12 protein-coding genes are annotated in these 22,176 nt (G+C 38.9%); 3 read left to right on the forward strand and 9 right to left on the reverse strand.

The features are described from left to right. The 3 genes from GNF10_RS23975 to GNF10_RS23985 form a co-directional block, all read right to left on the reverse strand. On the reverse strand, positions 1–1,517 hold a 1,517-nt coding region (locus GNF10_RS23975), incomplete at its 3' end, for a DUF3854 domain-containing protein (protein ID WP_185607247.1). A gap of 761 nt (positions 1,518–2,278) precedes the next feature. Beyond that, positions 2,279–2,584, reverse strand: coding sequence for a fertility inhibition FinO-like protein (locus tag GNF10_RS23980; protein WP_185587385.1), 306 nt, complete (start codon positions 2,582–2,584; stop codon positions 2,279–2,281). Positions 2,585–2,595: 11 nt separating this feature from the next. Then, a complete protein-coding gene (locus GNF10_RS23985; RefSeq protein WP_185587383.1) occupies positions 2,596–4,116 on the reverse strand; it encodes an NACHT domain-containing protein in 1,521 nt (506 codons plus the stop codon). 567 nt (positions 4,117–4,683) lie between these two features. On the opposite strand from GNF10_RS23985, the gene GNF10_RS23990 reads away from it, so the two are divergent. Next, positions 4,684–6,549 (forward strand): tetratricopeptide repeat protein, encoded by a 1,866-nt coding sequence (locus GNF10_RS23990; protein WP_185587381.1) that lies wholly within the window; start codon positions 4,684–4,686, stop codon positions 6,547–6,549. Between the two features lie 127 nt (positions 6,550–6,676). Next, a complete protein-coding gene (locus GNF10_RS23995; protein ID WP_185587379.1) occupies positions 6,677–7,714 on the forward strand; it encodes a M48 family metallopeptidase in 1,038 nt (345 codons plus the stop codon). Here GNF10_RS23995 and GNF10_RS24000 read toward each other — a convergent pair. The 3 genes from GNF10_RS24000 to GNF10_RS24010 all read right to left on the reverse strand — a co-directional run bounded on the left by GNF10_RS24000 (position 7,672) and on the right by GNF10_RS24010 (position 13,572). Continuing rightward, positions 7,672–10,104, reverse strand: a complete 2,433-nt coding sequence (locus GNF10_RS24000; RefSeq protein WP_260446328.1) for a CHAT domain-containing protein — start codon at positions 10,102–10,104, stop codon at positions 7,672–7,674. The two genes, GNF10_RS23995 and GNF10_RS24000, sit on opposite strands and share 43 nt — an antisense overlap. A 74-nt stretch (positions 10,105–10,178) precedes the next feature. Then, the gene (locus GNF10_RS24005; protein WP_185587590.1) at positions 10,179–12,881 is read right to left on the reverse strand and encodes a filamentous hemagglutinin N-terminal domain-containing protein; all 2,703 of its coding nucleotides are present in this window, start codon (positions 12,879–12,881) and stop codon (positions 10,179–10,181) included. Positions 12,882–12,945: 64 nt separating this feature from the next. Continuing rightward, positions 12,946–13,572: a PAP/fibrillin family protein gene (locus GNF10_RS24010; protein ID WP_163935694.1), complete on the reverse strand. Its 627-nt coding sequence runs from the start codon at positions 13,570–13,572 to the stop codon at positions 12,946–12,948. Between the two features lie 1,191 nt (positions 13,573–14,763). On the opposite strand from GNF10_RS24010, the gene GNF10_RS24015 reads away from it, so the two are divergent. Beyond that, complete coding sequence (locus GNF10_RS24015; protein ID WP_185581330.1) at positions 14,764–15,705, forward strand: hypothetical protein; 942 nt, start codon at positions 14,764–14,766, stop codon at positions 15,703–15,705. 41 nt (positions 15,706–15,746) lie between these two features. On the opposite strand, the gene GNF10_RS24020 is transcribed toward GNF10_RS24015, so the two are convergent. The 3 genes from GNF10_RS24020 to GNF10_RS24030 all read right to left on the reverse strand — a co-directional run. Then, positions 15,747–16,115: a hypothetical protein gene (locus tag GNF10_RS24020; RefSeq protein ID WP_185585501.1), complete on the reverse strand. Its 369-nt coding sequence runs from the start codon at positions 16,113–16,115 to the stop codon at positions 15,747–15,749. A 320-nt stretch (positions 16,116–16,435) separates the two neighbouring features. Continuing rightward, positions 16,436–21,136: a non-ribosomal peptide synthetase gene (locus GNF10_RS24025; RefSeq protein ID WP_185585502.1), complete on the reverse strand. Its 4,701-nt coding sequence runs from the start codon at positions 21,134–21,136 to the stop codon at positions 16,436–16,438. A 282-nt stretch (positions 21,137–21,418) separates the two neighbouring features. Then, positions 21,419–22,176, reverse strand: a 758-nt coding sequence (locus tag GNF10_RS24030) for a phosphopantetheine-binding protein (protein WP_185607248.1), incomplete at its 5' end; no start/stop codon positions are given.

Raw genomic sequence — 22,176 nt, forward strand, 5'->3', positions numbered from 1 at the left:
TGCTGTTTACACGTATTACTGTGTAGTAGGTGGGTAAGGTATTGGCAAGCTTCATCTATAAATATGCAGCCATAAATCAGCGCTTGCGTATTGAGTTTGTGCAAGCTGTCAATGGTAATACTAAGGGCTTGGGCTTGAGCTAAACCACCAAAACCCAAGTCTGAATACATCGCAGTTCTCAGGCGATCGCTTAAATTCTTCAGCAGGTTGACGCGATGCCCGTTGTTGATGAACCGAGCGTCGGGGTTTTGCTCACGCCACCAGCGCATGAGTTCAGTTTTCCCCGTACCCATATCGCTCCAGAGTACAACTAGTCCTTTGTCTGGAAAACGGAAAGATTTTTTCGGATTTTGGGTACTTGGTTTGGCACTAAAGGAGCTAGAATCTTCTTTCAACTCAACATTTTCCCTAACCCCAGTATCCAAATCGCAGTCCGTAGCTATCAGATTTGGACTGAATAATTTTTCAAGTCCAAGATCGTAAAGAGGCGGGGGAGATGAACATTTTTCCTCCAAATCAGGAATGCATAGTGCTTGGGTCAAATATTTAATATTAATAGTGACATCCGGCTGGTATTTGCTTAACCCCCATTTCTTAGCTCGATAGGAGCGCTGGTAATCGGCAAGTGATTTGGCATCGTCTATAATTGCAGTTAGCAAAACATTGGCATCTTCACCCCTGGCTACCACGAAATCATCTACACCTTTTTCTGGCCCCGGCAACAGCGCAACTTCACATAAGCAACCTGCCGATTCGATTGCTTTTGCAGTGCGAACAGTGGCTTGAAACACCGACCATCTGGTTTTAGAAGAAGTTTCGTAGTCGAATAAAATAATGAACTTGCGTCCCGCCTGAGCCATTGGTACTAAGTCAGGATGCAACCGTTCATCAAAATCCTGTTTGCCCACGCGACCATTCCAAATTCCCGGAAGCGCGATCGCTACAAACCCCAACGAAAGCAAGCAAGCGGCTTTTTTCTCGCCCTCGCATAAGATAATTGGAATCTCTGGATGTTGCTTTATCCACTCCCAAAATATTAATGGATTGAGTTGATCCAGCAAGCGTAGCGCCAAAAGCGAATGATAGCGCTTAATTAAATAACGCTTTGCAACTTTGTCCCAGATGGGGTTAGCGACATCAAAGTAGGTAACGCGGTTGGGGGTTTTTGGGGGTGACTCGTATTTGACGGGTTTCCCTTTTTGCCAATCAATGCGAGGAAAGTTGGGCTTGATCCTTCCCCACTCCATCGGTTGCCAGTTTTTAAACGGGTCAAGCGATTGAATCCAGGTTCCCCCCAGTAATAGATGCTGATACATTTTTATGTATCCATCTGTTACCCGACCCGCATTCTTACGTGGGATTTTATCAGATATGAACAGGAAATCATAAACTGATTCTCCCTCTACATGGAAAAAGTTGCGCTCAATCAACGCCGGATGAATGGCGCTACCAGCTAACAACTCATGGTATTCCGCTGCCGTGAGATTGTTTGGATATTCAGTTGAAGAGGCATTCATCGGTTCTCTCCTCGGAATCCTTTGGAGAGAACTCTTTCAAGCTCCAAAACCCTTGCTCTAGCCTGGATATTCCGAAAATTTCCCTTCGTCACAGCACAAAATTGCCATGCGAAAGCTGCACTCGACCCCATACGCTCTACTACTGCGCTCTTGGGGCGTTCTTTATTTATCACTATATTTTCCCCTGATAACTCGGTTTACAAGTTCAGAGGGGGTTGCATCAGTTATCAGTCAACAGTCAACAGTTATCTAATCTTGGATTTTACTCCCAACTGACAACTGGTAACTGATAACTGTTATTCGCGCTGCTATTGCTTTATGCTACAAAATTCAGAATCTTTCTTAACCAAACTTAACCTATTTAAATTTTTTGAATTTCAACAGCAAAAATTACCACACGAAACTGGTGCGTTTCGTGTGGCTTCTCGTATAATACGAGAAGCAGCGGATTAAATCTCGTTTTACCAGTCAGTGGATAAAAGCCGTCAAACTTTAAGTACCACTGCTTTGGTTTTCGTGAGATAACCCCGCTCTGAGGTTATATGGAATTTAAGACCCGCACAAAGCGCTACTCCTTAGTGGCGCTTTGTGCGTTAAATTCTCGTACTGTTGTATTTTCACCTCCATACCTCCTATCAATTAGCTTGATTTTACATAACTTGTGGTCTTTCGGTATCTAACGAGATTCTGATTTTCTTTGTTTGACTCCTCTATATATACCAGTGTTCGTTCTAGCTTACCCTGATTGGGTAATCACTTTTTCAAGAAGCAGCACCTAACGCAGAGGTCGCTCCTGCCTTGGGCTTGCGCTCGAAAACTTGTATGCTGGGTTCCTTTAACATGAACCTATGTTCTGTTTGCTGACCGAGTTTACCAGCGATTGCCGCTACCCACTGGGGGTAATTACTGGCAGCATAGGTCAGTTTCTTCCAAATCTTAGGCTTAACTGTGATGTTAATGATGCGTCCATCACAGCCGATATCGAACTCTTGCCAGTTGTTCTCTGCTGTTTTCGCTTCAGGTAGTTCATTGATTTTGATTGTTACTTCTAGCTTTACTGAAATCATACATACCTCTGTTAAGATGCGAACGCTAATGGTGATCCATGAGATGTATGCACCAACCCTTGTGGATCTGTCTTGATGTATTTTTTAATAACTGGTTGCAGAGTAAAACTGATTTCTTTAGTAACTGGGTCTTTGATACTTTCAATTAATGACTGATTTTCAAGTTTTTCTAACGCTTTGATTAACTCTAAAGTTGAGACACATTCTTGACTTTTATGTTTAATATCCGACAATAGTTTAGTAAAACTAATTGATTGTTGATTTCCGGATATCTCTTCTGCTATATAAATTAAAATTTCTCGTTGAGTACTACTTAATGATTCTCCAAACAGTTGATTAAGGATTGCCTCAAAATTACTGCTAACAAGCGTAGTTGGATTCTCAAAAAACATTTGGGTATTACCACTAAAGAAGTGGTTAATTCGATTAGCTACTGCTTCGAGTTCTGAAGGATTTCCACGATACGTTTGAATTAATTGGTTACACTTTTCTTTATCCGTCAATCCTTTGCTAGATAAAAGCTGCATTGCGGCATCTGCGTCTAAACCTTGGATTTTTAAGAAATGGAGATGTTGTTTTGTTGTTATAACATCATCAAGTTCATCAGGCCAAGCTCGACCAGTTAAGAGTATGCAACTTTCATGTTCTTCTTCTATCAATCGGTGAAAGAATACTCCGTATTCAAGCCTTTGCTGAAAGCTTTTTTTCTGAAATAAAGAATCAAAACCATCTAGCACCAGCAGACAACGGCGTGATTGCAACTGTTTAATTAATACTGAAATCATTCCCTGAGTAGATTCAGGTAAACCTAAATCAGGTTTACAAGGTTGCGTTAGTTCTATCAGTTCAGATACTAAATCTTGAAGTAACGGTGCATGAATAATTGTTTTCCAGATTAAGCTATCAAATGTTGATTCTTTCCTTGCACTAACTTCTTTTATCAATTTTGTAACCAATGCACTTTTACCGATACCTGCAATTCCTATTAAGGATATGCAACGCTCGTTACTTATCAATTCTTTCAATGAGTTTAGTTCCTGCAATCGTCCATAAAAGCTAGACATTTCAGGTAGTTTTCCCCTAATGATTGGTGTCAAATTATTGACAGTAAGTCTTTCTCCTTCACCTGACGCGGATTGAATATGATACTTTTTGTTAACTTGTTCTAAAAAATACCAAAGCTTCTTTTTACCCACTCGTTCGCCATCCCCTATGGTTTCTGAAAGTATGTCCCATAAGCGAGGTGCTACTGTGCGCTGTATGTAGTTTAAGCTGTAAGTTGAGTGGCTTGCTATCTCCTCATATTCTCGATCATTCAATGCCCCTTTGATAACGAGCATTTCAGTTTCAGATAAGTACTTGCCTCTTTTGGCAAAAATTAAGTCATTTACTACGACCAGCGCTAGCCTAAAAGTCTCTGTTATTGGAAATACGCCTTGAGATGATGATTGATCAAATGAAAGTTCCTGCTCTCTAAAAATGACAGAGGAAGAAAGAGGAGATTGAAGTTCCGGTTCAGCAGTAAAATCCATAGATATGCTATTACCTCTGATACAGTGAATGCTCTTTAAGAGGCTCTCCGCGAATGAGGTTTAGTTTTTAGAGTATGTTAGATTGTAATCAATCATACCTTATCTTACTATTTATGGTTAATTTTTTCAAAAAAGTACTAAGTTAACCTTTATATAGGTTTCCTTGAATTTAGGGCATCTACGGAAAGATAAGAGCCACGAAGTTATAGTAACTTGCTTTTCATCCAAAGTACTAAAAGTATTATGTGGGTCTAAAGCTACCTCTCCCCGTAGTTGCTGCGTTTTTGGTTGACAGCAAAGCACTCATGTCTGTTTGGCGTTAGCTCTCGAAAAAATCTCCCAACCATACAGATATTGGCGCTGTAGCCCCTTTTGGTAAAGCGAACGGGGAAATTTTCAAATTGCATCCCTGTTTTCAAAAAAAATTTACAAATCACAAAAATTCAAGCAATGTAAAAGAAGAGTAATTAGCGTAAATTGTGATGGGTACTTGTATCTGTATTCAGGCAGTTAAGACATAAACACTCTTTAGCAACTGCCTAATGCATAAATTTATACTTGGCAAGTATGTCGTTTTATTGTATAAATCCCCTTTGTGAGCAACGTAAAAATCCTGACAATATTGAAACATGTCTATCTTGTGGTACTACGTTGCTGATTAATAACCGTATTCGACTGCTTAAGCCATTGAGAGAGCTTACTTATGACCCTCGGAGCTACTTTGAAGTTTTTGAGGTAGATGACACTGGTACGAAATGGCATCCGGTTCGTGAGCGAAGAGTCATGAAAGTTCTCAAATGGAATTCCACTAGGCTTCGTGAGTTAATTCATCGGGAATTCCGTGTTTTACGGCTAATCCAACATCCAAATATTCCTCAATGTGATGTTGATGATTTTTTCAGTTTTGTACCTAATAATAGCCCTCTGGAGCTATGTTGCTTAGTAATGGATAAAATTGAGGGACAAAACTTAGAAGAATGGATAAAAGAGAATGAACCGATTTCGCAAGCTCAGGCATTAGAATGGCTACGTCAATTAGTTGAAATACTTGATGTAGTACACCATACCGAATTTTTTCATAGAGATATTAAACCTGCAAACATAATTCTTCAACCAAAAGGGGAACTTGCGTTAATTGATTTTGGAACTGCACGACGAATAAGTGATACGTATTTAGCTAAAGTTAGTGCAAGTGGAGGAACTGATACAAAAGTAGGAAATTATGAAATTACAACTGTAGTTTCATATTACTACACTCCACTAGAACAAGTTTATGGGAAAGCAGTCCCACAGTCGGATTTTTTTGCTTTAGGCCGGACTTTTGTTCGTCTAGTTACTGGCACTTCATTGACACGTTTGCCAATAGACAAAAAAACAGGACGATTAATCTGGAGAAATAAAGCATCGCAGATTGATAAACCCTTTGCTGACTTTCTGGATGAGTTGATGGCTCCCATGCCAGGGCAACGTCCACCAACTACTGAAGTTATTCTGCAACGGTTAAAAATACTTCCTCAGCAAAGTAAAATTTATAGAGTAACGAGGTCTAAAACGTTCAGAATCAGCGCAGTAATTGGATTTATAATTTTGACAGTCTTTGGGACTTTCAAAGTATTATTACCACTAAGAACTAAATATTTAGTGTCTCAAGGGGAGAAGGCTGAGGCAGCAAATAATTTTCAGATCGCCCAAGAGTTTTTTGACTCAGCTATAAAAATTAATTCTCAAGCCAGATACACAATTTCCAAATTTTATTTTGAAAAAGGACTTCGCAGTACGAAGAGTTTAGAATTAGCTAAAAGATACTATGAATTATCAATTAAATATAATGACACAAATGTAGAATCATATAATAATTTAGGTGTCGTGTGTAAACAATTACATGATTCTCTATGTGTAATTGATAGCTATGAAAAGGCTTTTAAGTTAACCTCTGATAATTGGGAAGGACATTATGGATTGGGAACTTACTACGATGAACGAATGAAATATGATTTAGCAGAGCAACAATACCAGTTAGCCATAAAAATTAATAGACAAGCGATAATTGCTATCAATAATTTATCTAGAGTAAAAATTCTACAAGGTGATTATAATACAGCAATCTCTCTTGCCCAAGAAGGACTACAAAAAACTACAAATTCCAGATGGCAAGCGGTTTTGTATAAAAATTTAGGTTGGGCAAAATTTGAGCAGAAGAAATATAGCGAGGCAAAGCGATATTTAGAGAAAGCAAAAGAATTAGATATTCAAAGAACATCTACCCACTGTTTGCTAGCAAAAGTGCAGGGAATTTTAGGTGATTTTGATAACTCTTGGCTTTCCTGGGAAGCCTGTTTGCTAACTGAATCTAGAGAACCAGAAGTTTTCATCTGGCGAGCCGAAATAATAGAAAGAATTAGACAAAAAGCTCCTAATCTAATTCAAGATTAAGCTTTTTGAATTTAATAGCCTCTCAAAAGTAACAAATTATTATTACAATTTACAATCATAAACACCTTTTTTTATCTCTCTAATTCTTGTATGCTATTAACTTGCATATAACTATATAAAACTTTTGATGCTGAGTACACACAGGCAAAAGAGCAAAATTGGGAGAAAAGTCTACATCTGCCAAATTTTAGTAGTTGCATCAACGATACTTCTTTTAGGTTGGAGCAATGCGTGGGGTCAGGTAAAGCCAGAAGCAAAACGTAGGTGTAAGGTTATTGGTCGAGTTACTAGCGTGAGTGATCTTCGCTGGCGAGTAAATAGCTTATTGTGTTCAGGAGATCGCATTACTCCAATGAATGGACGAACAGTTAATACTTTATGTTACTTGAACGGAGAATTTCTAGATTTTAAACAAAGTAGCATTTTCGATGTTGAAGATAAATGTAGGCTCCCGCACGACAGAGTAAGGCTATGTACGGGGTTGAACCCAACTGAATGTGACGGCATTAAAGGCCCAACAAATGTACCAATGCTAATTAGTCCCTATGGCAGTTCAATGTTGAGTACTAGACCTGTAATTTCTTGGTATGCTGTACCTCAAGCTACTAGTTACACAGTAGTTGTTAGCGGTTATGAGTTTTACTGGGAGAAGACAGTAGATAAAACTATTACTGCACTACCCTATCCAAAAGAAGAAAAAGAATTGCAATTTTTTAATACTTATAAATTTACCGTACTTGCTAATGTAGGCGATACTCCCATTAATTCCTCTGAAACGTTAGTAGTTAGTGTTTTGAGACGAGAAGAACAAGATGCTTTCGCAGAAAGGGTAAAGCAGATTACTGAATTAAACTTACCTCCCGATGAAGCTGCAATATGGGATTTAGATGCTGTGTTTATGGCAAGAAATCTTTTAAATGAAACGATTGAGTCATTGAAAGCAAGAGTAAGAGCAGGAAGTCAAAACCCTACTATCTACCGATTATTGGCAGATAGATATTTAGAGGCATGGTTGCCAAAAGAGGCGCTTCGTGAATATAGCAAAGCAGCACAACTGGCAAAAAATACTAATAACCTAGATGAACTAGCTCGTGTACAAGAAGGTTTAAAATTAGTAGAACTTTATAACCATCCGCCAACTAGCACAAAGCCTGACCAAAAGTAAGGATGAACGTATTTAGGATTGGATGATAAACTTAATTTTGCCTGGCGCAGTGCCTCTGCTTTAGTCAAACCATTTTTCAAAACCTTGTAGAATTCTTGCATGAGTATGGCAGTAGAATCCTCATCTACCAGCCATAGGCTAGCGATTACACTCTGTGCGCCTGCTTGTACTGCCACTCCAGCCATTCCCAAGCTTGAACGCCTATTACCTTTAGCTGTCTGACAAGCACTTAAAACTAATAATTCGATTGTATTTTCATTAAATTGAGTCTTTTGTTTTAGTAAACTATCAAATTCTAATACGTTTATTACTTTGTCATAAGCTAAAAATACAGTTTTATCAGAGTTAGAACTAAATTGTCCATGAGTACTGATGTGAACAATTGGAAAATCATTTTTAGTTAGTTCTTTTTTGAACTGTAGACTAGTAAAGTTTTCGTTTAGCAGTACAGTTGAGGAATCTGTCTCTTTCTTAATTTGGGCTACTTCTACTGCCACTTCCCCTAGCGCTTTCAACCCTTTTGGAGCGTTCTTGTCATTGAAGCTGGGGCTTTCTTTGCTGAGTCCAGCGATTAAAGCTGTGAATTTATTTTGAGATAAAGATTTAGGTGGCCGGATTTTAGATCCGAAAGTTTCTACAATACTGTATTCTTCTATTAAATAGTTTTTTCCATTATAAAGTAAATCCATTGGGAGACTCTGAAATGATCTATCTATAGCAAATACAAGTGTCCCTGATGAAGGTAAATATGCCTGAATAGGTTTAATCAGTAGTTCATAAAATTTTTGATAATAGAAAATAATTTCCTTGTCAGTAGTAGAAGAAAATCTGGAAGACTGCACAGTATCTAATATATTATTAACATGGCTTCTGATTAACTTAGCGTCAACAGAGTTACGAACAAGAGGGTGATTAGAGGAGTGGGCAATTACTTCTATGCTGTTGCCTAAATCAATAATATGAATTATTGCGGTTGTGATAGGCAAGCCCTGAAGCTTAGTCAAAGCTACAACATCCAGTTTACCGCATTTCAAAAAATTCTCTAGTTCTGCTATTTGCAGTTGTTCATTCGTCTGAATTACTAACTCTAAATTAGGGTGAGGCGATGATAGCAGTAATCGCATATACTCACGATAAACAGGCTCTACTTTCTCATAAAAGGAAAACTGTGTGTCTACGTTACTTGCTAAGAGATTATCACGAACTCGCATCAGGTTATTAATTGCAGCACTGTAAGCTTTCTCGGCTTTATCATACTTTCCTTGTTTGTAGTACTGTAAACCCAATTCGTGCTGCCACTGGTATGCAATATCCCATGCCTGAATTGATTGAGCCAAAGCCATAGCTTGTCCAAGATAATGGAGCGAACGCTCTCGTTGTTTTTCTAGTTTACCCAGTGTGCCGAAAGCATAAGACATAAGCCTCTGTTCATTAGTGCTTTTAGCCGTTTGCAAAGCTGATTCTGCATATTGGACGGCTACTGAATGTAATCGCTCGTCTGGAATTTGATTGAGACTATTGGCAAAGTTTAGCTTGGTATAAATAGATTGGCTAGCAGGGAAATCAGAGAATGCCGAAGAATTTTTCAGTATTAGCTCTACTGAAGGTTGAATCTGTTGATTTATTTGAGTTTCAATAGCAGTTAACTGTCCATTGCCTGTATTTGATTCTGCTATTAACCACTTTTCAAAGTCTAATAGTAAGCTTAAACGGTATAGTTGCGCCTGTAGTCTGATTGCTATTGGTGCAGTTGGGGTATTAATTAATGACTGATAATCACTGAGTAATTCGAGTGCCTTTTTTTGAATAAAATTAACAGTTTCCTTTTGGAAAACTGGTTCTTCTATCCAACTATATTTATTCCGTGCCTGTTGGTATATAGATTTTTCAGTATTATTGAGTGATAGCAAAATTGCACTGTTATCAAAATTAGCTAACTGTTGAGCAATTGATAACGTTTTTCTCAGAACTAATTTTGATTCAGATAACTTGCCTAATTGTCGCAATACATTTCCTAAATTTTGTAAGCCTAGTAGATGTACAGGTATTGAGTTCAATTTATCAATTTCTGCATCAAGTAGTCTTTTTGTAGAATCAGCAGGCTGGTCTGACGAGGTGGCACAGATTTCAGCATCGAATTTCAAAGCTGTGACAACTATCTTGCAGGCCCGAAGATGTAAACCTAAAGCTTGTAGAGCGACGTTCTGATTAATTAAGGTTCCGGTGATTCCTTCAGTATCTTTTATCTGTTCAAAAAGTTTTGTAGCTTGCTGCCAAGACTTTAAGGCTTCTCTTGCCTGACCTAGATCCAGTTGTCTCTGCCCTCTCTGGTTCAGTACTTCAGCTTGATGCTGTTGTGCTTGTTTGTTTACTTCCCGAGCCAGAATCAAAGACGGCTGTCCTATAGCTATGCATAATCCTAGAATACATAACAACAAGTACTTGAATAAACCCCAAAAACTAATCATTTTAACCTTACCGCTTCTGTTATCGATGATACTGGCGGCGTAGAAGGTAGCTTATGGCATCTAGAAGCAGACACCTCAGCGTAGGGACTTGGTGGATCGGCTTGTGCGGTCAAGACTACATCTCCATCAGCATTTAATATCCAACCCTGGGCTTCTACAATTTCTATGGGTTCTTCAGTTTTTGATGGCTTTGATTGCTCCCAATTATCAATCGCCTGGACAGGATTAGAATTTCTCTGCCAAGTAGAACTGTTATCTAACTGATTGTCAGAACTAGCTGCTACTCCCCCAGCACCAATATTCACAAATGTACTCCTTACTCGACCAGAATGACCCTGGCATACTGACACTACCTCTGGAGTTTGTGCGATCACTTGTGGTTGCACTTTGGTTTGGCTTGGATTTCTATCTTGAACATTGATCTCCACTGTGCCGTTAATACCTCGTTCAGAACTGGCTGTAACCTGTGTATCAGACGAAATAAATAGTCCTTTCGTGTTGATGCGAATGTTACCCCCCCGCCCACGGAATGCGTTCGCTGTGAGGGCGCTGTTGTTCGAGGCTGTCACGATGTCTGTGTCGATGCGGATGTTCCCGCCGTTGCCCTTGGTGCCTTGTTTTCCAGCAGTTGCAGAAATATTGCCAGAGCGTAGTTGAATGATTTTAGACGTTATTTCAATATCACCACCTTCGCCAACGGCAGTGGTCGCGGTAATGCCGCTGTTGTTTGAAATATTGATTGTATCAGCGTTAATATTAATTGTTCCAGCGTTGCCAAAACCATCATTTTTGACACTAATTAATGCGCCATCTGCAATATTTAACTTATTAGTATTAATTGTGATATTTCCCGAATCTCCTCTTAGCATCGAAGGCAGCAGGTATAGCTCTTGAAAACTTTCATTGAAATCGATAACAGATGAATTTATGAGACTGGGATTGACAGCGCCTGGGACTCTACCTATTACATCTATAGAATCAGAAGCATTAATAGTAAGGCTGTCAGCTTTCCCAGTTGAGCGGGTAGAAGTATTAATTATTGCGCTATCCCTAACTGTTAACTTTTTTGTATTAACTATTAATTTCCCACTATTACCACTGCTATAAGTTGCAGTAACTAAAGAGCTTGGAGTAAAGATATTTGGTACTACTCCAACAAGTTCTATAGAGTTTTTGGAATTTACAGTTACATCTCCTCCAGAGCCACTTCCAAGAGTTAAAGAACCAATAATACCTCCATCTTTGATACTTAAGAGTCCTGTTGAAAGGGCTAGATTGCCTGCATTACCAGAACCAGAAGCTCTAGTAAGAATAGTACTAGAAAGCTGTGAAGTCCCTGATAAATAACCAATTACTTGAGTAGATTCAGCAGTATTAACTGTTAAGTTACCACCTTTGCCAGTGCCAAAAGTTGAAGTTAGGATTTCTCCATCATCTTGTAAAGACAAATTTTTTGTAGACAGCGTAAGATTGCCACTATTTCCAGAGCCAAAAGTTGAAGTAATGATATTACTAGGTAGTTGAACAATGGAAGAGGAACCGTTAGCAACTTGAGTAAATTCGGAAGCATTCACAAAGACATCGCCCCCCCTACCTATACCATAAGTTTTAGCAGCTATTGCTGCTCCATCCTGAAGAATTAGATTTTTAGTTAAAATTTCGATTTTTCCTCCATCTCCTACTAAGGTTTCATTAACCAAGCTAGTAGGAATTGCTCCGTCCCGAGAAGTTCCTATTATTCTCAGTTCTTCAAAGGCGTTTACAATAATGTCACCTGACAAATTCTTACCTTGGTTTTGAATTAAAAATATTGAGCCACCTCCTAATTCCACCTCAGCAGCTTGTGCTTGAATAGAACCACTACCAAAGCCACTAACATCTGCTATTGATTGTTGAGATAGTTGAATATTCTTGAAGCTAATGGCATCTTCATAACTTAAATTCCAACCATTAGAAGCTGGATTAATGTGTACTACTCCTTTATCAACACTACCTAACTCAATTCGCCCTTCACTTGCCCCAAGTTTTCCTCCCTCTAAAGTTACGTCACCACCCACTAAAGCCAAAGTCTTTTCTGGTTTGACACGTAAGCCATTTGAGCTAATGGTTCTAATAAATGGTGAAAATGGGCTATTGAGAGTCAGATTGTGTCCTGTACCTTGAGCTTGAATTACGCCTGGATTACCATCAAATCCTAAACCAATAGGTGAACTCACTGTTAATAAGGGTTGATTTTGTGGAGCTTTTGCACTGAATTGGCTACCATCAGCAAAGTTAATTCTGTTAGCAGTGGTAGCTAAAAATGAGCCACCGATATTTAGGACAGCATTGGGGCCAAGAATAATCCCATTAGGATTAATTAAAAATAGATTAGCATTGCTGTTAGCTTTCAAAAAACCGTCAATGTTAGAGACAGATAAACCAGTTACTCGACTAATAATGTTTTGAACATTCAAAGTATTATTGAAGTAGGCGGTACTACCTGTGGATAAGGAAAATTGCTCGAAGCTATGAAATAAGTTGTTTCCTACTTGCGTCCCTCCATTAATATTGATTGTCTTATCCTGGGAAGTAACTAGAGAATTAATCGGTAATGTATTATCTGGAACAATCTGCGCTCTAACTGATGAAGAGAATAATACATAAAATATGGAAGCTAAATATTGCCAACAAGCAAAGTAAATATTTGATTTTTTCATCTCAATTTTAAATGACGCTTGGAATTAACTCCAGGGAGCATAATTTTTCTGTGAGAACTTAACTTTAAGACGTTATATCACGACGAAAGACAAATAAATTACCTGTTACACCTCGTCCTACCCTAATTTCTTGATCTAAGTAAGAGGTTATCCACAGAGCCTCTCTTTGTAGAAATTCTAATACTGGTATTTTCAACTCAGGAAAACTCCAATTAGATAGTCCAAAAGGTTTTGTTGCTTGTATGGAAAATGAGTTAAAGGACACTGTGGCAGTTTTCTCATCTGTATCCCATTTCCAATGCCCATTAGCTTGTAACTGCCACTCACCTAAAATAGGTAATTCAACCTGGGCGCTATTAGAGGCTGAGATTTTTCTGATATTATTGACACTAGCCAATCTTTGCCACACACGTTTAATTTTGATTCCACCTAGAAAATCTGGAATTGATGCAATCTGGCGTGTGACAACTGTCCCAGCAGATGCATACACTAATTGCCAGTTACCTAATAGAGAAGGAAGATCGTTAGGTTGAAGTGGTTGCAGAATAGGACTTATGTCCTCCAACTGTTGTACAAGTTGATCGATAAGTTCGTCAGAGCTTGGAAATAGGCTTTGCTGTAGTCCTAATTTCTCTATACGTAATAAAAGCTCAGTTTTTAAAGCAAATCTCGCTGCATTATCTTCTACCATATCTATATTCTTCTTTTATGCTTGAAAGTTACTATCAATAGTAATTATTACTCATCAGTGGTATTTTTTAACTACAACCAGTCAATCAACTAAGTCTGCATGGCGCTGGTTAAGTATTCAAGCGTTAGGTGATTTCTCAAAATAATTTTACCGATGAGCAGGGCGAACAGCCGTTCTCCTCTACGATGAAATGATCTTGTGTGGTAATTTTTATTCTGGAAATCACCTTAGTATAGGTGTTGAAGTTAGTAGTATCGAGTATCTATAGTCTATAGATTGCGATCGTAGATACTTCCTTTGCTTGTAAGCTAAGAGCTGATTCGTAAAGAAAATTTTAAGGATATCCAATTTATTGCTGGGTAGGACTTTGAGAGAATAAACACTTAATTGACTCAAATTACTGAAACCCTTATAAATCATGACTTTACTTTAGTTTACAATTAGCTTTAATGCACTACAAATTTGTAAGTAATATTGGTACTTTAGTTTGGCAATACTTGGAATGCCAGCAACATATTTTTTGTAACTCATAGAAATTATGGAAACTCAGCTAAATCGGGAACACAAGAAACACAATAGACAATCGTTCTTCATTGAAAGCAGTTGCTTGTATTATTGACAGCGTTACTAGTAACTGACAAAAGTAATTTTTCTGCAACAAAACTTTCTTTTGTAAGAATTGCTGATTTCGCATCACCTTCACAAGTGAAAATCATGATTTTTACCCTGAACTTAAGATACAAACATTTATTAGCTTGATATTAAATGTTTAGTATTTCAGAAAATTTTGATAAATAGCTAAAGCTGATGACTGGCATCTGTGATCAGGACTAATCTTTAACCTTCAAATACTCTGCTTTGGGCTTAAAAAAGCAAATACGCTCTTTATTCGCTTTGAATGTAACGAAAGTTCATATCCCCCTTGTAGCTAGAAGCTTTAGCTAAATCTTTTAAGTTCTGTATACCGCTGCTGCCCGTCGATAAGCCAAGCGGTAAAACCAGGAACTTTCACAATTACATATATAAGGTACTCATAGTGATTGGGTAGTTGTCGAAGCTAACAATTGTATGGTTAAGATTAATGAAAAACCCCAACCTATTTAAAGGATGGGGGCATAAATAAAAACTCTATATTTCCATGATGACACAATTCAATATTTGTTTGACTGCTGTCAGCCTAGAGGTGGGGCAATGAACAAACCACCATCTAGACGCAAGAAAGTTATCCCTGGGGTATCTGGGGAACCAAAGCCAGCAACCGATTCTGCTCCCGAAAATACTTCTGAACAATACAACCCAGCCTCAGCAACGATTACGGTGACAGCTGTTGAAATAAGAGAGTTGACCGAAGAAGAACAAAGCTTACGCTTGCAATTGGAACGTCAGGTAGAAAGGGCATTTTTGTCAGCAGGTCAGGCGCTGATGGAGTTGCGGGACAGACGGCTGTACCGTTCCACGCACCGTAGTTTTGAGGAGTATTGCCGCGATCGCTTCAATTATAGTCGTGACGCGGCTTACTTGAAGATTTCGGCTACTGTCGTTTATGAGAACCTTCAAAAGTTTTTGCCGACCATTGGTCGGCAAATTCCAATGCCGACCAACGAACGACAATTGCGGTTTTTGGCGAAAGCCGAGTTGGAACCGGCTGTGCAAGCGGATGTATGGCAGCAGGCAGTAGAGCAAGCTGGCAATAAAATTCCATCCGGTCGCATAGTGAAAGATGTAGTGGATAGGATACGCGAAAGCACGAAAGTACCCAATCCTTACCATATTGGTGAAATATGCATTCTTTTGCCAAAGGATAACCCAGACTTGAGAGGTAAAGCGGGTTATTGGGGCGTAGTCAGCCATGTTGGAGAATACAGTTGTACAGTCCAGACATGGGACGGTGACTACACGGTAAAAATCGAACACCTGAAATCACTGGAATTGCTTGACGAAGATTGCCAATTCATGCAGCAGCTATGTGTGAGGTTACAGCAGTTGCATCAAGTGGCCAGGCGTGACGAAGCTGTGGATTGGCTGTTGCAGGGGTTGGGGAAACAAGCTAAACCTTATTTATCTTCGTTGCAGGCAAAGCTGCTGGCGGCTATGGAACGGGAGTACAAAATCGAGTGGAGGCAACAGAAATGATTGTGTAGCGAGGAAACAATAATTTAATGCAACAAAGTTTACTAAACTCGTTCACTTTCAAATATTTCTCGCCACAATTCAAATTCTGGACAATTACACCAAAGGGTAACGAACCCATCAAAAAGTTTAGTTCCTGAATTTTGAACTCCCCTTGGGAGAACTTGGATCAAGATAGGAATATCCAAATCACATTTCCAATTTTCTATTTCTTTTTGAATTTGGGCAATAGTGTCTTGATGGAATCCTCGGTCGTTGTTAGAACATTGAACAAGTAAACATCGACTATCAGAATCTTTGACTCGCTTGAGCGAGAAATTAATCTGCGTCCACATTGATTGGACTTCATTGAAAATATTAGGCAAACCATAGTGATTGCCTAATATTGCCTTTCGGCGTTTAGATTCACCCATAAGTCCCCCTCCGCAATACAAATTTTGACAAGGATGACGAAGAAAATAAGGAATCCCCTGACGACGAGTAAGCTCAATAGCGCTCAGACTAACCCTCTGGGGGTTATTAACGACTAATACTATTGTAACGATAAATCAAGGGTTTCAAGTATTTTGCAGTTGTAGGGGTTGAGGATTTTGCTAAACCGTATCTGTCATCCTTGCAGGCTTTGCTGCTGGCGGCTGTTGAGAGGGAGTACAACCTTGTGTGGAAGCAGCAAAAGCAAAATTGATTCTTAATGTAAAAATTCAATCTAGGTCCTGAATCTTTTTTTTAAGTTTTACCTCTCTTCGTTTAAGGAAGATAACTTAATCCGCCGACTTTCACGCGATAGTGGTACTAAAACTGGGGCAAGACTTTGAGCATTGCTTTCTTTAAAGCTTTCCACTACCTTAGATAATTCTGCAATTGTCGATGCCTCAAATATGCTACGTAAAGGTAACTCCACATGTAAGGTGTCGCGCACTCTAGAGACAAGCTGAGTTGCTAGTAATGAATGACCCCCTAATTGAAAGAAATTATCATAAATTCCTACGCTCTTAAGTCCTAAAACCTCAACAAAAATTTTTACCAGCACTTGTTCAACAGGAGTTCGAGGTGCAATGTAATTTTCAGGCAATTGGGACTTGATTCCATCATGGAATGCTCTTAGGGCGCGGCGATTGACTTTACCATTAGCTGTTAGAGGTAAAGACTCTAATACTACAAAACCTGATGGTATCATATACTCAGGCAGTTTTTGTGCTATGTAAGTGTGCAACTGCGGCACCAACTTACGCGCTGCTTTGGTTTGTAGAGGATTATTGGCGTAAGATTGCCAGGGACGAGAGAGAGTTGTGGTATGAGGAAAAATAGTTCTTTTACCTACTTCATCTTGCCGTACAAAAACTACATCATAATATCCTTCAGTACTTGAATGTGACCAGGTAATATCAACCCTATAAGGTACGTTCAGCGCATAGAAATCTTCTGGATCTACTCCGAAATTTTCTAGTTCTTGCAAAGCTTTACGTATTTGACCCACAGTTTTAAAACCTTCTACGTCTGTTAGCCATTCTGCTGTTTTAATTGCTGATATTAGCCGTGCGTTAGATACATTGATAATGTTTAATATTTTTGGTTGATTCTCAATTAATAACTGACGCACTGCTGAGACTGTGAGATTATCTTCAGACCAGTTCAGCACTGAATAATCTTCAGTATTACTAACAATTTCGGTACTAATATAAAGTACTACATTATAACGAAACTGAGTTAGCTCATTATGATCTTTTCCACGCATCAGTTGAATTTGCACATGATTAATCTGCGGAAAGTGTTGCTTGATAGCACTAAAAAAAGCTGGGTCAATAACTAACTCTGTTTCTTGAAATATTTGTGTTTGTACCCGTTGCTGCAACTCGAAACAGGTAAGGGAAGGTTCACCTTGATACAGTTGGACTGACGCATGGAAAGCTTGCAAAAGTGGCAAACTACGTACATCCCCTATGAAGATAAAGCCACCTGGAGCAGTTGCCTCTACAGCACCTTCTAATACACTAATCAGATAATCAATAGTAGGAAAATATTGTACAACCGAGTTCAGAATTACTGCATCAAAAGCTGCTGTTTCTACTTTCTCGAAGTCAGTAGCCATTTGCTGATACAGTGTTACCTGCGGCATTTCTTGTTTTTGTAGCTGTTGCTGAATGCAGTTAAGTGAAACTGAGGAAAAGTCTGTTCCCCAATATTTAGTGCAGTGAGGTGCAATTCTAAACAGAATCAAACCTGTTCCACAACCAATTTCTAACACTCGTTTGGGTTGCAAAGCCAAAATCTGCTCAACTTGGTTATCCACCCACTCACGCATCTGCTCTACTGGAATAGGCTGATTTGTGTAACTACTATTCCAGCCGACAAAATTGAATGTAGGATCTGAATCAGTAGATTGATTATAAGTTTCGTTATACAACATCTGCCATTGCAAAATCTGCTCATTCTGCAATTGCATTAATTGCAAATTATCCTGTTTGTTACTGTATTCAGTTTTTGGTACTACATAAGCTACTAGGCGCTTTTCCTGTTCATCCTCACGAGTTATTACTACAGTTTGCTGCACTGCTGGATGCTGATTCAGTACCGCTTCAATTTCTCCCAACTCAATACGATAGCCACGAATTTTTATCTGATCGTCGAGGCGACCTAAAAATTCAATGTTACCATCTACTCGATAGCGAACTAAATCACCTGTTTTATAAAGTCGTACTTTTAGCTTATTAGTAAAAGAATGATAAATGAAGAATTCAGCAGTTAAGTCAGGATGGTTTAAATAACCTCGTGCTAACCCATCACCACTTATGTACAACTCTCCCGGAACGCCAATAGGTACTGGTTGTAAATGTTGATCTAATATATAAAGTTTTGTATTGGCGATCGCACAACCAATTACAGGTGCTAAATTACCTTTATTTTTAACAGAAACATATCCCGAAGTTGTAACAACTGTGTTCTCAGTTGGTCCATAATTATTAAATACTTGAAAAGAATAGTCAGCTAAAGGATATTGATTTAGTTTGTCTCCACCTGTGAGCAATATTCGTAAAGCTGCGTTCTGAGGAAAATCTAATAATAGAACTTTCTCTGCTAAAGGTGTTGGGATGAAAGAAATTGTTATTGCTTTTGATACTAGCCAATCTCGGAGATGGTCAGGCGATCGCTTGGTTTCATCATCTACAAAATAAATGCTTGCCCTAGTACTAAGATAAGGCCAAATTTCCCAACCGCAAGCGTCAAAGGCAACTCCAGAAATCTGCGTTGCTCGGTCAAGAGGTGAAACTGCAAACGCTTTTTGATGCCAAAATACTAAATTTAACAATCCTCTATGTTCAATTTTAACCCCTTTAGGTTTTCCAGTTGAGCCAGAGGTATAAATGACATAAGCGAGATTATCTACTGTAACTTTACTAGTAAGGTTATCTTCAACCTCTTGATAAATAATCTCCCAATCTTTATCTAAACAGGTTATTTGCAAATTATAGTTTTTCAGGCGTTCAAACCATCGCTCATGAGTTAATAAAATTGAGACTTGAGCATCTTCAAGCATAAAGTTTAAACGTTCAGATGGATAGCTTGGATCTAAAGGAACATAAGCTCCACCTGCTTTCAGTATGCCCAACATCCCGATTACCATATCAAAAGAGCGTTCTACACAGAGTCCTACTAAAACTTCGCTTTTAACTCCTAATTTTTTTAGATAATGTGCAACTTTATTACCGCATATATTTAACTCTTTATAGCTAAGTTGCTTATCGTCAAATACTAGTGCAGTTGCCTCACCATTCTGCTCTGCTACGCTCTCAATTAACTGATGAATACACTTATCTTGAGGATAAATTGCCTGGGTATTGTTCCATTCAACTAACAATTGATGTAACTCACATACCTTTAAAAGTGGTAAATGTGCAATTCTCTCTTCTGGATTTGCAACTATACCCTCCAGTAATATTTGGAAGTGTCCTAACATCCTGGTGATAGTAACGTCATCGAATAAATCAGTGTTATAAATTACAAAACCACTAATTCCTTCTGAGCTATCTGCCCATAACCCATTTTGAGTATTTGGCTCCCACAAGTGGAACTCCAAATCAAAGCGCGTTGTTTTCGTTTCAAATGGTAGCGGATTTAAAGTTAAATTAGGTAACTTTAAGGCTGTCATTGGCGCATTCTGGAGCGCAAAAACAACTTGAAATAGGGGATTTTGATTCAAATTACGCTCTGGATGTAGTTCTTCTACAAGTTTTTCAAAAGGTAAATCTTGATGGCTGTATGCTCCTAAAGCTACCTCTTTAACTCGACTCAATAGTTCCTGAAAAGTTGGGTTTCCTGATAGATCGGTACGCAGTACTAAGCTATTGACAAAAAAACCAATTAATCCCTCAATTTCACTATGGTTGCGATTGGCAATAGGTGAACCAATAGCAATATCTTCTTGTTGGGTGTAGCGGGAAAGTAAAGCTTGGAATGCTGCTAGTAGGGTTATGAATAAAGTTACCCCTTCTTCTTGTCCGAGAGCTAAAAGTGCTTTGCTCAAACTTTTTGATAATTGCAGAGGTTGTCTTGCACCCTGATAAGTTTGCACACCTAGTCTTGGTCTGTCGGTTGGCAGATTTAGCATAGAAATGCCGTCTAATTGGTTCTGCCAGTAAATCAGTTGCTTTTTTAATACTTCCCCTTGCAACCATTGGCGTTGCCAGTATGCAAAGTCTGCATATTGGATTGTAAGTTTCGGTAGAGGAGAAGGCTGATTGCTGGCAAAGGCTGTGTAGAGTGCTGCTATCTCTTGAATCAGCACCCCAATAGACCAACCATCGGAGACAATGTGGTGCATAGTCAGCAACAGGATGTATTCTGTCTCATCCAACCACAGCAGTTTTACTTGCAGCAACGAATCAGTTGATAAATTGAAAGGACGTTGAGCTTCTTGTGTAGTGAGTCGTCGTGCTTGTATTTCTCGTTCGGCTTGTGGCAGCTGCCGTAAATCTATTATTGGTAAAGGTATTGTTAGGGTAGAATTAATTACCTGAACTGGTTGCCCTGTCTGTACGACAATAGTGGTGCGTAAAGCTTCATGTCGTTGCACGATTTCATTAAAAGTTTGCTCTAGCGCGGCTAATTTGAGCGAACCTGTTAAATGTAGTGCTAGTGGAATGTTATAGAAAGGATTATTAGGGATTAATTGGTCAAGAAACCACAGCCGTTGTTGAGCAAAGGAGAGGGGAAGATTTCCTGATCGCGAAATAGGTACAATAGGTTTAAAACTGTGGTTATTAGTACGATTAGATGCGGCTAAAAATTCAATAATTTCTGCTTTACGCCCTTGAATTTCTGCACGCAGTTCTGGTGTAAAAATTCCATCAGGGGCATTAGCACGAAACTTTTCACCATCAATAAAAACTTGAATATCTAAGCTGCGAAGATAAGTTAAAAACTCAACCGTATTCAAAATTAAACCCCTTCGCAAATATTGTTATTGATTAGAAGTTAGCAGGCAGCTATGCTGTAAGAATACTGCTTATGTCAAGCTGCACTGCTTATTACCTAACCCAGCATTTTTATCACACTTCTAAGACTATATAAATCATTCCTGGGAATGAAACTTCGGTGATTATAACTATGGTATAAAGCTAAAACCAGGTGAATACATGGCATTGATGGAACAAAACCAACAGTTTGCCGAAGCAATCATCACATTTTGCGTTGACTGGTCAAACTCAAGCGTTTCTCTTTAAAATTCTATGTCTTCTCGCTCTTGACTCGTAGCTCCACCTTTATATAAACCTTTTGCTGTCCAAAACATTGTGTCAATACATCTAGCAAGTTGTTCAACAGTTGGTGCCTCAAACAAATTGCGTACAGGCAAATCTATTTGGAAGGTGTCACGGATACGGGAAGTTAGCTGAGTCGCTAGGAGAGAATGACCGCCCAATTCAAAGAAATTGTCATGGATGCCTACTTGCTCTTTTCCCAAGACTTTAGCCCAAATTTGGGCAAGTAACTCTTCAACCTGCGATCGCGGTGCTACATAATCTTGATTATTGAAAGAAATTGTATCAGGCATGGGTAAAGCACGGCGATCCACTTTGCCATTAGGTGTTAGAGGTAGAGATTCCAGGATCACATAAGCTCTTGGCATCATGTATTCTGGTAACTTTTCTTTGAGGAATTGGCAAAGTAAAGATGCAAAGCTTTGCACCTCTTGCATCGGTATCTGTTCCTGGTTTGGAACAATATAAGCTACCAAGTACTGATCATCAGGTACGTCCTCACCCACAATGACAACAGTTTCTCTCACTGCTGGATATTGATTCAACACCGCTTCAATCTCTGACAACTCAATGCGGAAGCCGCGAATCTTTACTTGATTGTCAATGCGACCTAAAAATTCAATATTGCCATCTGTTAAATAGCGGGCTAAATCACCCGTTTTATAAAGCCGGGGACTGGGAACACTTTGACAAAGCTCAGTGAGCGCTGGGGATTGGG

It is taken from the genome of Nostoc sp. UCD121, assembly GCF_014222285.1.
Lineage (GTDB): Bacteria > Cyanobacteriota > Cyanobacteriia > Cyanobacteriales > Nostocaceae > Nostoc.

Bases quoted from the DNA above. Each gene is read 5' to 3' on its own strand.
- GNF10_RS24005 (WP_185587590.1), bottom strand. From the start codon at position 12,881: ATGAAAAAATCAAATATTTACTTTGCTTGTTGGCAATATTTAGCTTCC.
- GNF10_RS23985 (WP_185587383.1), bottom strand. From the start codon at position 4,116: ATGGATTTTACTGCTGAACCGGAACTTCAATCTCCTCTTTCTTCCTCT.
- GNF10_RS24010 (WP_163935694.1), bottom strand. From the start codon at position 13,572: ATGGTAGAAGATAATGCAGCGAGATTTGCTTTAAAAACTGAGCTTTTA.
- GNF10_RS23995 (WP_185587379.1), top strand. From the start codon at position 6,677: ATGCTGAGTACACACAGGCAAAAGAGCAAAATTGGGAGAAAAGTCTAC.
- GNF10_RS24015 (WP_185581330.1), top strand. From the start codon at position 14,764: ATGAACAAACCACCATCTAGACGCAAGAAAGTTATCCCTGGGGTATCT.
- GNF10_RS24020 (WP_185585501.1), bottom strand. From the start codon at position 16,115: ATGGGTGAATCTAAACGCCGAAAGGCAATATTAGGCAATCACTATGGT.
- GNF10_RS23980 (WP_185587385.1), bottom strand. From the start codon at position 2,584: ATGATTTCAGTAAAGCTAGAAGTAACAATCAAAATCAATGAACTACCT.
- GNF10_RS23990 (WP_185587381.1), top strand. From the start codon at position 4,684: ATGTCGTTTTATTGTATAAATCCCCTTTGTGAGCAACGTAAAAATCCT.